Source organism: Serratia proteamaculans (assembly GCF_004684015.1).
Classification (GTDB): Bacteria; Pseudomonadota; Gammaproteobacteria; order Enterobacterales; family Enterobacteriaceae; genus Serratia; species Serratia proteamaculans_F.
Genome location: NZ_SRIA01000021.1, coordinates 414,052 through 429,536, shown reverse-complemented (window position 1 = coordinate 429,536; position 15,485 = coordinate 414,052). Strand labels below are relative to the sequence as shown.

The 15,485-nt window shown below is 54.7% G+C and carries 11 protein-coding genes; 8 read left to right on the top strand and 3 right to left on the bottom strand.

The genetic code is table 11. From position 1 onward, the window contains the following. Positions 1 to 111: 111 nt before the first annotated feature. The 8 genes from mreB to tldD all read left to right on the top strand — a co-directional run bounded on the left by mreB (position 112) and on the right by tldD (position 11,071). The gene (gene mreB / locus E5C26_RS22185) at positions 112 to 1,155 is read left to right on the top strand and encodes a rod shape-determining protein MreB (protein WP_012147106.1); all 1,044 of its coding nucleotides are present in this window, start codon (positions 112 to 114) and stop codon (positions 1,153 to 1,155) included. Between the two features lie 94 nt (positions 1,156 to 1,249). Then, complete coding sequence (gene mreC / locus E5C26_RS22180; RefSeq protein ID WP_135318213.1) at positions 1,250 to 2,254, top strand: rod shape-determining protein MreC; 1,005 nt, start codon at positions 1,250 to 1,252, stop codon at positions 2,252 to 2,254. Then, on the top strand, positions 2,251 to 2,739 hold the full coding sequence (gene mreD, locus E5C26_RS22175; protein ID WP_135318212.1) for a rod shape-determining protein MreD: 489 nt from the start codon (positions 2,251 to 2,253) through the stop codon (positions 2,737 to 2,739). The genes mreC and mreD overlap by 4 nt, the downstream gene beginning before the upstream one ends. 10 nt (positions 2,740 to 2,749) lie before the next feature. Continuing rightward, a complete protein-coding gene (locus tag E5C26_RS22170) occupies positions 2,750 to 3,334 on the top strand; it encodes a Maf family protein (protein ID WP_135318211.1) in 585 nt (194 codons plus the stop codon). 38 nt (positions 3,335 to 3,372) lie between these two features. After that, a complete protein-coding gene (gene rng / locus E5C26_RS22165) occupies positions 3,373 to 4,842 on the top strand; it encodes a ribonuclease G (RefSeq protein ID WP_012147102.1) in 1,470 nt (489 codons plus the stop codon). Positions 4,843 to 4,945: 103 nt separating this feature from the next. Beyond that, positions 4,946 to 8,761: an AsmA2 domain-containing protein YhdP gene (gene yhdP / locus E5C26_RS22160; protein WP_135318210.1), complete on the top strand. Its 3,816-nt coding sequence runs from the start codon at positions 4,946 to 4,948 to the stop codon at positions 8,759 to 8,761. Continuing rightward, a complete protein-coding gene (gene nit1, locus E5C26_RS22155; RefSeq protein WP_135318209.1) occupies positions 8,758 to 9,618 on the top strand; it encodes a deaminated glutathione amidase in 861 nt (286 codons plus the stop codon). Before yhdP ends, nit1 begins: the two co-directional genes overlap by 4 nt. Positions 9,619 to 9,625: 7 nt before the next feature. Beyond that, positions 9,626 to 11,071 carry a metalloprotease TldD gene (tldD, locus tag E5C26_RS22150; protein WP_135318208.1) on the top strand — a complete coding sequence of 482 codons (1,446 nt, stop codon included), beginning with the start codon at positions 9,626 to 9,628 and terminating at the stop codon, positions 11,069 to 11,071. Positions 11,072 to 11,460: 389 nt separating this feature from the next. On the opposite strand, the gene E5C26_RS22145 is transcribed toward tldD, so the two are convergent. The 3 genes from E5C26_RS22145 to E5C26_RS22135 are packed head-to-tail and all read right to left on the bottom strand — an operon-like array spanning position 11,461 to position 15,331. Next, positions 11,461 to 13,386 (bottom strand): hypothetical protein, encoded by a 1,926-nt coding sequence (locus E5C26_RS22145; RefSeq protein ID WP_135318207.1) that lies wholly within the window; start codon positions 13,384 to 13,386, stop codon positions 11,461 to 11,463. Positions 13,387 to 13,396: 10 nt separating this feature from the next. Then, entirely contained in the window at positions 13,397 to 14,152 is a 756-nt protein-coding gene (locus E5C26_RS22140) for an SDR family NAD(P)-dependent oxidoreductase (RefSeq protein ID WP_135318206.1), read from the bottom strand. Then, positions 14,153 to 15,331, bottom strand: coding sequence for an FAD-binding oxidoreductase (locus E5C26_RS22135; RefSeq protein ID WP_240776138.1), 1,179 nt, complete (start codon positions 15,329 to 15,331; stop codon positions 14,153 to 14,155). Positions 15,332 to 15,485 lie beyond the last annotated feature (154 nt).

Below are 15,485 nucleotides of genomic sequence, written 5' to 3'. Positions count from 1 at the left end.
ACTATTTTTCACCGAAGTAGAACATTTTTGCGCCTTGTCGCTGCTTCGTGTGGTTGGTAAAGTAGGCGGATTTTATTTTCCGCCCCCAGCTTGCAGGATTATCCTTTAGTTATGTTTAAGAAATTTCGTGGCATGTTTTCCAACGACTTGTCCATCGACTTGGGTACCGCCAATACCCTGATTTATGTTAAAGGGCAAGGCATCGTACTGAACGAACCCTCGGTGGTTGCCATTCGCCAGGATCGTGCCGGTTCACCCAAGAGCGTTGCGGCCGTGGGTCATGAGGCTAAACAGATGCTGGGGCGTACCCCCGGCAATATCGCGGCTATTCGTCCGATGAAAGACGGTGTTATCGCCGACTTCTTCGTGACTGAAAAAATGCTGCAGCACTTTATCAAACAGGTTCACAGCAACAGCTTCATGCGGCCAAGCCCGCGCGTGCTGGTGTGTGTGCCGGTCGGCGCAACTCAGGTTGAACGCCGCGCCATCCGTGAATCCGCCCAAGGGGCTGGTGCGCGTGAGGTGTTTCTGATTGAAGAGCCAATGGCGGCGGCAATCGGTGCAGGTCTGCCGGTTTCTGAAGCGACCGGTTCAATGGTGGTGGATATCGGTGGTGGTACTACTGAAGTGGCGGTGATCTCACTCAACGGTGTGGTCTACTCTTCTTCCGTGCGCATCGGCGGTGACCGTTTCGACGAAGCCATCATTAATTATGTGCGCCGTAACTATGGTTCACTGATTGGTGAAGCGACTGCCGAACGTATCAAGCACGGTATCGGTTCCGCTTATCCGGGCGATGAAGTGCATGAAATCGAAGTTCGCGGCCGTAACCTGGCCGAGGGCGTACCACGCGGCTTTACTCTCAATTCCAATGAAATCCTTGAAGCGCTGCAGGAGCCGTTGACCGGCATCGTCAGTGCGGTGATGGTTGCGTTGGAGCAGTGTCCGCCGGAGCTGGCTTCCGACATTTCCGAACGTGGCATGGTGTTGACCGGCGGTGGTGCATTGCTGCGCAACCTGGATCGCCTGCTGATGGAAGAAACCGGTATTCCGGTCGTCGTGGCAGAAGATCCGCTGACCTGCGTAGCTCGCGGTGGCGGCAAGGCGTTGGAAATGATCGACATGCATGGCGGCGATTTGTTCAGCGAAGAATAGTCAGCCCCAGGAAGGAGGAATCGTATCGGATGAATGCGCAAAGCGAAAATCAGGTACGGTTCCTCTTTCTGTTGTCGAGGAACACGCATAATTTATGAAGCCGATTTTTAGCAGGGGGCCTTCCCTGCAACTACGACTTTTTTTAGCAGTGATTGTGGCTATCTGCCTGATCGTTGCCGATAGCCGTCTCGGTACGTTCGTGAAAATACGTAACTACATGGACACGGCCGTCAGCCCTTTCTATTTTCTGGCCAATGGGCCGCGTAAAGTTTTGGACAGCGTTTCAGAAACGCTGGCTACCCGCCAACAGCTGGAGCTGGAAAACCGGGCTCTGCGGCAGGAACTGCTGCTGAAAAACAGCGATATTCTTCTTCTTGGCCAATTCAAGCAGGAAAACGCCCGTTTGCGTGAGCTGTTAGGCTCGCCGCTGCGCCAGGACGAACACAAAATGGTCACCCAGGTGATCTCGACCGGCTCCGATCCTTACAGCGATCAGGTGGTGATCGACAAGGGTTCGGACAACGGCGTTTATGAAGGCCAGCCGGTTATCAGTGATAAAGGCGTAGTCGGCCAGGTCGTCGCGGTGGCGAAAGTCACCAGCCGCGTGCTGCTGATCTGCGATGCCTCACACGCGCTGCCTATCCAGGTACTGCGCAATGATATCCGGGTGATTGCTGCAGGCAGCGGTTGCACCGATGATTTACAGCTCGAACATTTGCCGAACAATACTGATATTCGCGTGGGCGATGTGCTGGTCACATCCGGCCTGGGCGGCCGCTTCCCGGAAGGTTATCCGGTGGCGGTGGTGTCTTCGGTGAAAGTGGATAATCAGCGGGCCTATACCGTGATCCAGGCGCGTCCGACTGCTGGTCTGCAGCGTTTGCGTTACCTGTTGTTGCTGTGGGGCGCCGATCGCAATGGTGATATGCCGTTGCCGCCGGACGAAGTGCATCGTGTCGCCAATGAACGATTAATGCAGATGATGCCTCAGGTACTGCCGCCGGCCGATGCCATGGGGCCGCAACAGCCTCTGCCGGCACCGGCGACCGGCGTTGCTGTGCCGCCAACCGCCGCACCGGCCACGGGAGTCACCCAATGAATCGCTACCGCAGTAATGGGCGCTGGATAATCTGGCTGTCATTCCTGGTGGCGCTGGTGCTGCAAATTATGCCGTGGCCGGAACAGCTCTATATGTTCCGGCCCTCCTGGCTGGCTTTGATCCTGATCTACTGGGTAATGGCGCTGCCACACCGGGTTAACGTCGGTACCGGCTTTGTGCTGGGGTTGATTATGGATCTGATCCTCGGTTCTACGCTGGGCGTGCGTGCGCTGGCGCTGGGGATCATTGCCTATCTGGTCGCGTTCAAATTCCAACTGTTCCGCAACATGGCCCTCTGGCAACAGGCGCTGATCGTGGTGCTATTGTCACTGGCGATGGATGTTGTGGTGTTCTGGGCCGAGTTTTTGGTGATCAACGTTTCTTTCCGCCCAGAGGTGTTCTGGAGTAGTGTGGTAAACGGCATTCTGTGGCCGTGGTTATTCCTGCTGATGCGCAAAATCCGCCGTCAGTTCGCCGTACAGTAAGGGTATATCAATGACTTCGCTTTATCTGGCCTCCGGCTCCCCCCGTCGACGTGAATTACTGACCCTGTTGGGCGTGGCGTTTGAAATTATCCTGACGGATACCGAAGAACAGCGGCAGGAAGGGGAAGCTGCGGAAGTCTATGTGCGCCGTTTGGCGCAGGATAAGGCCAGGGCAGGCGTGGCGCTGGCCCAGCAGGACTGGCCGGTGCTGGGCGCGGATACCATTGTCGTGCTCAATGGCCGGGTGCTGGAAAAACCCCAAAACGAAACGCATGCGGCGCAAATGCTGACGGCGCTGTCGGGTAAACAGCATCAGGTGATGACCGCGGTGGCGATCGCCGATCGCCATGACGTTCTGTGCCAGCTAGTGGTGACAGACGTGACATTCCGCAACCTGTCACAGCAGGATATCTGCGACTATATTGCAACGGGCGAACCGATGGATAAAGCGGGCGCCTATGGAATTCAAGGAAAGGGTGGTTGTTTCGTCAGAACGATAACCGGGAGTTATCACGCGGTGATGGGCTTGCCGTTGGTCGAAACACATGAGCTGCTCAGTAATTTTGTCGCATTACGTGATGTAAGAACCGGTTGATGGGCGCTGCCATTATCGACCGGCTCTGAGGAGAAGGCATGACAGCTGAGCTACTGGTTAATATCACACCGTCTGAAACGCGGGTTGCCTATATTGATGGCGGCATCCTGCAAGAGATCCATATTGAGCGCGAATCCAAGCGTGGTATCGTCGGCAATATTTATAAAGGACGCGTAAGTCGCGTGTTGCCGGGTATGCAGGCGGCATTCGTCGATATCGGCCTGGACAAAGCGGCCTTCCTGCACGCCTCCGATATCATGCCGCACACCGAATGTGTCGCCGGCGATGAACAGAAAAATTTCCACGTGCGCGATATTGCCGAGCTGGTGCGCCAGGGGCAGGATCTGATGGTGCAGGTGGTGAAAGATCCGCTTGGCACCAAGGGCGCACGCCTGACCACCGACATCACTCTGCCTTCACGTTACCTGGTGTTTATGCCGGGGGCGGCGCACGTTGGCGTTTCGCAGCGTATTGAAAGTGAAGCCGAGCGCGATCGCCTGAAAAAAGCCGTCGCCGGTTACTGCGATGAATTGGGTGGCTTTATCATCCGCACCGCGGCAGAAGGCATTGGTGAAGAAGAGCTGTCGCAAGACGCCGCCTTCCTCAAACGCCTGTGGACCAAGGTGATGGAGCGTAAAAAACGCAACCAGACCAAATACAAGTTGTACGGTGAGCTGGCACTCGCGCAGCGTATTTTACGCGACTTCGCCGGTGCGGCACTGGACCGGATCCGCGTGGACTCTCGTCTGACCCACGATCTGCTGGTGGAATTTACCGGTGAGTACATCCCGGATATTACCGCCAAGCTGGAGCTGTACACCGGCAGCCAGCCGATCTTCGACCTGTACGACGTCGAAAACGAGATCCAGCGTGCTCTGGAGCGCAAGGTTGAGCTGAAGTCCGGCGGGTACCTGATCATCGACCAGACCGAAGCAATGACCACCGTGGATATCAATACCGGTGCCTTTGTCGGCCATCGCAATCTCGACGAAACCATCTTCAATACCAATATCGAAGCGACCCAGGCCATTGCCCGCCAACTGCGGCTGCGCAATCTGGGCGGCATTATCATCATCGACTTTATTGATATGAATAATGACGAACATCGCCGTCGGGTGCTGCATTCGCTGGAGCTGGCGCTGAGTAAAGATCGGGTAAAAACCACGATCAACGGCTTCTCTCAGCTAGGCTTAGTGGAAATGACACGTAAACGCACGCGCGAAAGTATTGAACATGTGCTGTGTCACGATTGTCCTACCTGTCATGGACGCGGCACTCTGAAAACTGTGGAAACCGTGTGCTATGAAATTTTGCGTGAAATTGTGCGCGTGCACCATGCTTATGATTCAGATCGTTTCCTGGTTTACGCCTCTGCGGCGGTGGGTGAGGCGCTAAAAAGCGAAGAGTCCCATGCGTTGGCCGAAGTGGAAATCTTTGTTGGCAAACAGGTCAAGGTGCAGATCGAACCCCTGTACAGCCAGGAACAGTTTGACGTTGTCATGATGTAGTCCGCCTGTTGGCGGCTAAAGTCCTATATTGGAGGGGCCCAGCATGCTGGGCCCCCCATGCATAGATATCCCGTTGCCAGGCAGCGGAAGCAAGGAGAACTGCGTGAGGCGACTGCCTGGGATTTTGTTAGCTACAGGCGCCAGTCTGGTTGTTGTCGTGGCGTTGCTGGTCAGCGGGCTGCGTTTGGCGCTGCCTGAACTGAACAACTATCGTCCTCAAATACTGGCCAAGGTCGAAAGCCTCTCCGGCGTGCCAGTGCAGATCGACTTTATGCAGGGAAGTTGGGAAACCTTCGGCCCGCAGTTGGAAATGCGCAACGTGCGCGCCACGCTGCCCAAAAGTAACCTGCATATAGAACGCGTTACGCTGGCGCTGGACGTATGGCAATCGCTGTTGCACTGGCGCTGGCAGTTCCGCGATCTCACCTTCTACCAACTCCAGTTCGATCTCAACACCACTTTGGGTGGCGAAGAGCATAAGGGCAGCACCGTCGAGCCGGGTAAAATCAGCGATTTGCTGTTGCATCAGGTGGATCACTTCAACCTGCGTGACAGCCGGCTTTCCTTCCTTACGCCTGCCGGTGCGCGCGCCGAATTCGAGGTTCCACAGCTAACCTGGCTCAATGGCCGCGATCGTCACCGTGCCGAAGGGCAGATCAGTCTGTCGACGCTAAATGGCCAGCATGGCGTGGTTCAACTGCGCATGGATCTGCGTGATAACCAGGGGTTATTGAATGTGGGTACGGTCTATATGCAGGCCGATAATATCGACATGAAGCCTTGGTTCACCCGTTGGTTACGCGCCAATACCGGGTTGGAAAGCGCCGACTTCAGCCTGGCGGCCTGGTTGCAAATTCAGAACGGTGAAATTGCCGGCGGTAGCGCGTTGCTAAAGCAGGGCGCGGCCAACTGGAACGTGGGGAAACAGCAGCACCGGCTGGACGTGGACAATCTGGCACTGACGCTAAGCCGCCAGGGAACCGGCTGGCAAGTCGAGGTGCCGCAGCTCAACCTGGCCACCGACGGTCAGGCCTGGCCGCAGGGTAAGCTGTCCGGGCTGTGGCTACCGGAAAACACCGAGTTTATGGGGCCGGGGCAAACGGAAGAACTGCGCGTGCGAGCAACCAACATTCAGCTTGAACGCCTGTCTGCGCTGTTGCCGACCTTCTCGTTCCTCAGCCCGGACGTGCTGGAACGCTGGAACGATCTGCAACCGCAGGGCAAGGTCAATGCCTTGGCGTTGGATATTCCGTTGAAGCAACCGGAAAAAACCCGCTTCCAGGCCCGCTGGCAGGACGTCAGTTGGCAACCGTGGAAGCTGCTGCCGGGGATAAATCATTTCTCTGGCGCGCTGAGTGGCGGCGTAGAAAATGGTCGTCTGCAGCTTGATCTCAACGATAGCACCCTGCCGTACGGCGACATGTTCCGCGCCCCGCTGGAAGTCAGCAGCGCGCGCGGTGCGTTAACCTGGCTGAATAACCCACAGGGCTGGGAGCTGGCGAGTAAGAATCTGGACGTGAAGGCCAAATCGCTGTGGGTGAACGGTGATTTCCGTTACCAGCAGCCGGCCAAAGGCGACCCGTGGTTGAACATTCTGGCCGGTATCCGCCTGTATGATGCCGCAGATGCCTGGCGTTACTTCCCTGAACCGCTGATGGGCAAGCACCTGGTGGACTACCTCAATGGTGCCATCCAGGGTGGACAAGTGGACAACGCCACGCTGATTTACAACGGCGATCCGCAGCATTTCCCGTATCGCAAAAACGAAGGCCAGTTTGAGGTATTTGTCCCACTGCGTCACTCCACCTTCCAGTTCCAACCGGACTGGCCGGCATTGACCGATCTGGCCATCGATCTCGATTTTGCCAATGAAGGGCTGTGGATGAATGCTCCGCAGACCAAACTGGGTAAAGTTGATGGCAAAAATGTTACCGCCATCATTCCGGACTACCTGAAGGAACGCCTGTTGGTTGATGCTGATGTGGCGGGCCAGGGCGCGGAAATCCATGATTATTTCGAGCAGACGCCGCTGCATGATTCGTTGGGGTCTGCACTGAATGAGCTGCAGATTGGCGGTAATGTCAGTGGGCGCTTACATCTCGATATCCCCTTGAACGGCGAGCTGGTGCGCGCGACGGGCGAGGTGGCGTTGAACAATAACTCATTGCTGGTGAAGCCGATCGAAAGTGAGTTGCAAAAGGTCAGCGGCAAGTTCCGTTTCGATAACGGCAACCTGAGCAGCGATACGTTGTCGGCCAATTGGTTCGGGCAGCCGGTCGCGGTGAATTTCAATACGCTGGAAGGTAAAAACGACTACAAGGTCAATGTGGGTCTGAAGGCTGACTGGCAGCCGGGTAAATTCCCCGGTATTCCGCAGGAAGTCGCCGATGCCCTGAGGGGCAGCGCGCCCTGGCAGGGCCAGGTTGCCATTACCTTGCCGCATAAGGGCAACGCCAGCTATGACATTGGCATTGATGCAGACCTCAAAAAAGTAAGCAGTCACTTACCCGCTCCGTTAGATAAACCAGCGGGTGAGTCCTTACCGCTGAGCGTGAAAGTGAAAGGTGGCCTGAATGGCTTCATGCTGACCGGCAGCGCCGGCAAGCAGAACCATTTCAACAGTGAATGGACCTTTGCCAAACAGCAGGTGACGTTGGCACGTGCGGCATGGCAAACCGAAGGCAGCGGAACGCCACCGTTACCGGCCGGTAAATCTTTAACGCTCAACTTGCCGGCACTGGACGGTGAAAAGTGGCTGGGATTGATGGCTCCGGCGTTAAAACAAGGCGGCAGTTCGGGCCAGGTGGGCGGCTTCAACTTCCCGACCACCGTCGCGCTGAAAACACCGCAACTGCTATTGGGTGGTCAGGCCTGGCACAAGCTGACGCTATCGGCAGAGAAACAGATCGGCGGCACCCTGGTCAGCGCCAAGGGTGAAGAAGTCGATGGCAGTCTACGGGTAACGGATCGTGGGCCATGGCGTGCCGATATCAATTATCTTTATTACAATCCGCAGTTTAGCGACAGTAAGGGCACCCCGACCGCGGCAACCAACCCGCTGGCGACGACAGAAAAGGTTTCCTTCCGCGACTGGCCGTCGTTGATGCTGCGCTGTAAGTCGTGCTGGGTGATGGGGCAAAACCTGGGCAAAGTTGAGGCCGATTTGGCCAATCAGGGCGATACCCTGACTCTGGAGCATGGCTTGGTCGATACCGGCAAAGGGCGCATGACCGCCAGCGGCCTGTGGAAGCAGAATGCCCAGGAAGAACGCAGCTCGCTGAAAGGCAAACTGCTGGGTGGCAAAATTGATGAAACCGCCGCTTTCTTCGGCATCACCACGCCGCTGAAAGGTGCGCCTTATGACATTGATTTTGATCTGTACTGGCGTGGCACGCCGTGGAAACCGCAGAGAGACACCCTCAGCGGCGCTCTGAAAGTCAATATGGGCAAGGGCGAGATCGACAGTATGGGCGGCGGCCGCGCCGGTCAGCTATTGCGTCTGGTCAGCGTCGACTCCCTGTTGCGAAAGTTGCAGTTCGATTTCAGTGATACCTTCGGTAAAGGTTTCTACTTTGACTCCATCCGCAGCACCGCGTGGCTGAAAGATGGCATAATGCATACCGATAACTTGTTGGTTGACGGACTGGCGGCAGATATCGCCATGAGCGGCGAGGTCGACTTAGTGCGCCGACGTATTGATATGGAAGCGGTGGTCGCACCGGCCATTTCGACCACCGTTGGCGTTGCCACAGCGTTCGTAATTAACCCTATCGTTGGCGCGGCGGTGTTTGCTGCTTCGCAGGTGTTGGGGCCGCTGTGGAGTAAAATCTCGCTGATTCGCTACCATATCAGCGGTGATTTGGACCAGCCGAAGATCAACGAGGTTCTGCGTAAGCCAAAGGAGGATAAGGCGTCATGAAAAGTGCTAACGTTGCGTTGTTACAGTTGTGCAGTGGCGATCGGGTGCGTGACAACCTGGCCCAGATTGAACAGCAGATTAAGCAGCTCAATACCGGGGTAAAACTGGTTATGACGCCGGAGAACGCGCTGTTGTTTGCCAATTCCGCCGCTTATCGTGAGCATGCGGAACACCAGGGCGACGGTCCACTGCAGAATGCGGTGCGTGAGATGGCACGGCGTTACGGTGTCTGGCTGCTGGTGGGGTCGATGCCACTGGTCAGCCGTGAAAACCCTGCGCTGATCACCACCAGTAGCCTGCTGTTTGACGACCAGGGTGAGATCCGCGCGCGTTACGACAAACTGCACATGTTCGACGTGGACATTAACGATTCCCACGGCCATTATCGGGAGTCGGACACTTATCAGCATGGCCAACAGCTCACGGTGGTGGATACCCCGGTCGGGCGGCTTGGCATGACCATCTGCTACGATCTGCGCTTCCCGGCGCTGTTTCAGGCGTTGCGAGCGCAGGGCGCTGAATTGATTTCCGTGCCGGCGGCCTTTACGCGCGTGACCGGCGAAGCGCACTGGGAAATTCTGCTGCGGGCCAGAGCAATTGAAAACCAATGCGTGATCCTGGCACCGGCGCAGGTCGGCAGCCATGGCCCGACTCGTCGCACCTGGGGCCATTCGCTGGCGGTGGACGCCTGGGGCAAGGTATTGGCTGAAAACCCGGATGCGGTATCGGCGTTGAAGGTGCGGGTCGACATTACCGGCCTCAAGACCATTCGCGAGCAAATGCCGGTATTGCAACACAACCGATTCCAGACGTCGCTGACGGCGCCGTTTGACAAAAAATCCTCCATTAAAGAGTGAAAAAATTATGAGCCTGACGTTTGTCAGTGAGCAGTTACTTGCTGCCAATAAGCTGAGCCACCAGGACCTGTTTTCTGTCCTGGGGCAACTGGCCGAACGCCGCCTCGATTATGCCGATCTCTATTTCCAGTCGAGCTACCACGAAGCCTGGGTGATTGAAGACGGCATCATCAAGGATGGCTCTTACAATATCGATCAAGGGGTCGGGGTCCGCGCTGTTAGCGGCGAGAAAACCGGCTTCGCCTATGCCGATCAGATCACCCTGAATGCCTTGCAACAAAGCGCTCATGCGGCACGCAGCATAGTGCGTGACAGCGGGAATGGTCAGGTGCATACCCTGGGTGAAATCAGCCATAAGGCGCTGTATCCCCTGCTTGATCCGCTGCAAAGCCTGCCGCGGGAAGAGAAAATCGCCCTGTTGCACCGCGTTGACAAGGTGGCCCGCGCGGCCGACAAGCGAGTGCAAGAGGTCAGCGCCAGCATCACCGGCGTGTATGAACAAATTCTGGTAGCCGCCACCGACGGCACCCTGGCGGCGGACGTTCGCCCGTTGGTGCGTTTATCCGTTAGCGTGTTGGTGGAACAAGACGGCAAGCGTGAACGCGGCTCCAGCGGCGGCGGTGGCCGTTTCGGCTATGATTATTTCCTGGAAATCGCCGATGGCGAAGTGCGCGCCGATGCTTACGCCAAAGAAGCGGTGCGCATGGCGTTGATTAACCTTTCTGCGGTGGCGGCCCCGGCAGGCAACATGCCGGTGGTGCTGGGCGCAGGCTGGCCTGGCGTGCTGCTGCATGAGGCCGTGGGTCACGGGCTGGAAGGCGACTTCAACCGTCGTGGTACTTCGGTATTTAGCGGCCAGATGGGGCAATTGGTCGCCTCCGAGCTTTGCACCGTGGTGGATGACGGCACTCTGCAGGGGCTGAGAGGCTCATTGGCTATCGACGACGAAGGTGTTCCGGGCCAGTATAACGTGCTGATTGAGAACGGCATCCTGAAAGGGTATATGCAGGATAAACTCAATGCGCGCCTGATGGGCGTTGCGCCAACCGGTAACGGCCGCCGCGAGTCCTACGCGCACTTGCCGATGCCGCGCATGACCAACACTTACATGCTGGCGGGCAAGTCAACGCCGGAAGAGATCATCGCCAGCGTAGAATACGGCCTGTATGCGCCGAACTTTGGTGGTGGCCAGGTGGATATCACCTCCGGCAAGTTTGTGTTCTCTACCACCGAAGCCTATCTGATCGAAAAAGGCCGCATCACCAAGCCGGTGAAGGGCGCAACGCTGATCGGCTCTGGTATTGAGGCGATGCAGCAGATCTCGATGGTAGGTAACGATCTGGCGCTGGATAAAGGCGTCGGCGTTTGCGGTAAAGAGGGGCAAAGCCTGCCGGTGGGGGTTGGCCAGCCGACGCTGAAGCTGAACACCCTGACCGTTGGCGGTACCGCGTAATACTGGAGTGCCCCTGCCCTATAGTTTGGATATAGGCGGAGTTTATGGGCACTCCACGGTTTTCTGGGGCTGAGTTCGGTATTCAATCGGACTCAGACTTTGCAGGCTGGCAGGTGGCCAACCTCTGGTCACATCGCAGCGCGCTCTCCGGGCTTTTTCTTCCGGCGCAATGTTTCGATCTGGTTCGGCCATGTCACCCACCACTGTGCAGCGCAAATCTTGCGCTTGCTCGACTACGTGATCTTCCATGCGCTGGTATTCTTCACCTTCAACCTCGGTACCGGGGCGCTTCAGCGGAAGCTCAATCGAGAAGAACACGAACGCCTCTCAGCAGAGCTGATGAGTGGGGGTGGACCGCCGGGAAAAAGCTTCCGGGTGGAAGGAGCCGTTTACTGCACTCGGTCGATTTGAATGTAGATGACTTTTAGATCTACATGTGGTCGCGCCAGTGTTCGTATCTCAATCTTTTCCAAATTTTGCCCAGAATCCAACGCGAACTTTCCAACAATCTTTTCGGTCGTCCCGCCAGTGCCAGCGATTAGTCCATTTTTCAAAACCTCCGCCTCTTTGGGGAGGGCGAGTACTACATCCCAATCTCCTATAGCCTCTCCCTTTCTAGTCGTGCTTGAATATGCAATTTCAAAGGTGTACTGACCAGTTTCCAATGGCTCGTAAGGGCCATACGTCACATGACCTGATTGAGCATTGTCTTTTTTTTGTATTGCGCATCCGGCTGTTTTTTCTCCAATTTGTGTGAGTAGTTCGCATGCTTTCCATGTGTAAGAGTCACCCACGTTGACAATTTTCCTAACGCGCAATTTGTCTTTGCCATACATCAAGACTAACCTGCTTCCGCAGGTTTTTACTAGCTTGGGAGTCCCATTAATACGCGTTAGTGCCTCAGAAGATATCTTGTATGGAGGGGTAGCGTTCTCTGAAATAATCGCAAAGTCATAGCGTTTCTTGAAATATTCTTTTGACGTGATCCAGTACATCTCGTCCAGGTTATCTGAGTGCTGAGCAATGTCTAGGTGTAACCTGCTGAAATTTTGGAGATACTTGGCATCCCAGTACTGAGCGATTCCGTTATGAAGATTCTCTTTTTCGAGAGCGTCGTCTATACAGGATATGTCTTCTGGATAGTATTTTGTTTTGATTCCGTTGTTTTTGATGAGATGGTATGAGGTCCAGCTCATGGACGCCAATACTAGCAAAGAAATTACAATTGCGGCAGAGGCAAAGCGATCGCGTAGATGGTTATTTAAGAAAATTAAAACAACAATAACTGGCCAAGAAAACACTGGAATTAGATACCTGCTTGTAATCGTAAGATTTTCTATCAGCGTGGTGGCACCGAGTGTCGTGCAGAGGGATAGAAAGGAGAATACGACAAGCCAAGATGATTTGGCATTCTCTTTTTCACCTCTCATGAGTCGAGTGAAGGAACACAGTACGGCACCAATATAGAGCAAGAAAATAAAGCCTAATACTGGATTGCCTATTATTGCTGAGTGAAATAGTTCATAAATATATTTTAAATTTGAAGGTAATTTGTCGATTCCTATACTTGTAGTATAGCGAGTTTGATTATCTACAATCCATTTGTAGGATATTGAGCCAAGGATGCTGAAAATTACTACAAGTATGAGTGGAAGCTTGTTTTTGAATTGAGAATCGCGCTCTGCTATTGAAGCCAAAACTTGTATCGCAATAAGTGGAGCAATGAACTGGACCAGGAATAGGTTGTCTGATAGCGTTGCGGCATAAGCTATGATTGCCATCAGTGGAAGAAAAACAGCGCTGCTTTTATTTTTGTCTCCGCTGTTGAATTTAATCCATAAGGCGGATATCAGTATGGATGAAAGGAAACTCCCATAATGGTAAGCACTATTTAGGATGAAAATAAAAGGTTCGGCAGCCATTAACCCTAGCCATGCTAAGATAACTACTATAGTTGTTGCTGTAATAAATGAATTGAGATTTGTGGTGACTCTTATGGTAAACCAAATCGCCAAGAACACTAAAATAACCTGGGTTAATGCAAATAAAATAATTTGGCTGTAGGGGGTTGGTCCGATTAAGTAAGCGAGCAGGAAGGTGGGATAGTCGGGGAAAAAATAGGGTGCCGGGGTAAGATACCAATCCTTGATTTTCCCGCCTTTTGCGATAATATCTGTAAATAGGGTCGGCAGATAAAGTGCATCAGAATTAAAAAGGCTGGCTTGAATGGATGATCCTGATAAATAATATACAGCTATGCAAACCAAACTTAATATTAGCAAAATCAAGGCGAATAAATTCTTATTTCTCTGCATGGAAATTATCTCAAATATTTATTTTATTGAAGGTGAACGTGGGTAAGTGTCTAATTATCATCATAATTAACCACCATTTCCCCGGTGCGTAGATGACCATCGACTTGCCCGCATCTACACCCTCGACAATCTTCTTTGCCACACTTTCAACAGATGCCAGCTTGGCTCCCTTGCCCTTGAGATGAGCGGTCATGGGGGTATCAGTCGGACCAGGCTTTATCAGTACCACCTTGACTCCGGTATCCGCAAAACGGTGCTGCAAGCCTTGGGCGTAGCGCGTAACCAGCCCTTTGGCCGCACCGTAGACATAGTTGGATTTGCGACCGCGATCACCTGCCACGGAGCCGATGAGGGCAATAGTGCCGTGATTGGCTTTGGCCATCTGTTTGGCGAAAGCCTCGGCATAGAGCACCGGTGAAACCCCATTGACATCCAGCGCTTCACGGCATGTTTCCAGGTTGTCTTGGCAGTTGGCTTGCTCTGGCAGTGAGCCGTGTGCGATCAGCACAATATCCACATTGCCTGACTGAATGATGTGTTCGACTGTAACATTAATAGCTTCTGGGTCTAAAAAACCTGCCTGAACGATCTGGATTTCCGACTCAGGGCTACGCACCTTGAGGTCTGTGGCCACCCGTTCGATGCGTTGTGCATCGCGCCCCACCAAAGTCAGATCGATCGGCTGCTTCTCCAGCCAGAGCCTGACGCAGTGCTCGGCGATCGCCGAAGTAGCGCCAATAACGACGATTTTCTGCTTGTTGTTCATTCAACTTCCCATCAAACGGCGTGAGAGGCCGGAACTGATGCCCGGGTCCCGGTATTTCATGAATTCAGTCAGGCGCGGATAGCCTGCCTCGAAGAGTGCTCTGGGCATTCGTGCATCTTTGGCCGGATAGAGACGGCCCTTTGCCTCACGCACAATGGCATCCAGGCGCTCGAATAGTTTGTGCGTGCGTTCCCCGTGATTCGGAAAATCCAGCGCCAAGGTGACGCCAGGCTGTGGAAAGCTCAGCATCCCCACCGGCTGGCGGTTGCCAAATGTCTTCAGGACGGCCAGGAATGAACCATCCCCAGAGCGGGCAATTTCTTTCAGCATGGCCTGAACCGCGTCTTGCCCGACTTCACGTGGCACCACACTTTGGTACTGGAAGAAGCCTTTTGGCCCGTACATTCGGTTCCACTCAAGGAGATTGTCGAGCGGGTAGAAAAATGGCTCGTAATGTGTGATGGCCCGACCTGCCTGCCACTTCTTGAGGTGGTAGTAAGTCATATTGAAAAGCCGTAGTGACAGCCGATTGACCAGGGATATCGGCGGCACGATGGGCATGGTTAACTTATGTCCCTGGGGGGCCTGGCGATCTCCGGCATTGGTGGGGTTGCCGCGCATGAACAAACCGCGTCCGCCACCTCCCGTGATGCAGTCGATCCAAGACACCGTGTGTTCCCAGTCGGCCTCGGAATCATCCGCTAGTCGGAAGAACTCGTCCAGGTTGGCATGGGGAACCGTCTCGGTGTCTAGCCATGGGCCAGCCACGCATCGCAACTGGATCTCGGCTTGCGTGATCACCCCGGTTAGCCCCAACCCGCCCACAGTCGCTGCAAACCAATCTGATCGCTCATTTGGACCACATTGGATGACTTCTCCATCGGTACGGATGAGGGTAAGGCTCTGGATGTGATCGCCGAAAGAACCCAGTAAGTGATGGTTCTTGCAGTGCACGTCGTTGGCGATTGCCCCCCCAACGGTGACCATCTGAGTACCCGGTGTCACTGGCAGAATCCAACCGCGTGGAATGACCAGTCGCTGGATGTCCCGTAATAGCACGCCAGCCTCACACATCAGTCGGCCAGTGCTTTCGTCGAAAGCGATGAAGTGGTCGAGTCCTGTCGTGATCCAGAGCGTGCCTTCCGGATTTAGGCAAACGTCACCGTAGCTGCGTCCCATGCCATGGGCCACACCCTGGTGAGCTCCATGGCAAATGAGACTCTTGACTCTGGAGGGATCGTTCAGGCCGACGACATGATGGGGAGCGGCGCTCAAGCGTCCCCACGAGCTAATTGGCTTCATTGAGTGTTCACCAATAAATAGGCAATTGAAT

Coding starts and splice junctions, on each gene's coding strand:
- mreD (WP_135318212.1), top strand. CDS start 2,251: ATGAATCGCTACCGCAGTAATGGGCGCTGGATAATCTGGCTGTCATTC.
- E5C26_RS22140 (WP_135318206.1), bottom strand. CDS start 14,152: ATGAACAACAAGCAGAAAATCGTCGTTATTGGCGCTACTTCGGCGATC.
- mreB (WP_012147106.1), top strand. CDS start 112: ATGTTTAAGAAATTTCGTGGCATGTTTTCCAACGACTTGTCCATCGAC.
- E5C26_RS22135 (WP_240776138.1), bottom strand. CDS start 15,331: ATGGGACGCAGCTACGGTGACGTTTGCCTAAATCCGGAAGGCACGCTC.
- E5C26_RS22145 (WP_135318207.1), bottom strand. CDS start 13,386: ATGCAGAGAAATAAGAATTTATTCGCCTTGATTTTGCTAATATTAAGT.
- tldD (WP_135318208.1), top strand. CDS start 9,626: ATGAGCCTGACGTTTGTCAGTGAGCAGTTACTTGCTGCCAATAAGCTG.
- E5C26_RS22170 (WP_135318211.1), top strand. CDS start 2,750: ATGACTTCGCTTTATCTGGCCTCCGGCTCCCCCCGTCGACGTGAATTA.
- rng (WP_012147102.1), top strand. CDS start 3,373: ATGACAGCTGAGCTACTGGTTAATATCACACCGTCTGAAACGCGGGTT.
- nit1 (WP_135318209.1), top strand. CDS start 8,758: ATGAAAAGTGCTAACGTTGCGTTGTTACAGTTGTGCAGTGGCGATCGG.
- mreC (WP_135318213.1), top strand. CDS start 1,250: ATGAAGCCGATTTTTAGCAGGGGGCCTTCCCTGCAACTACGACTTTTT.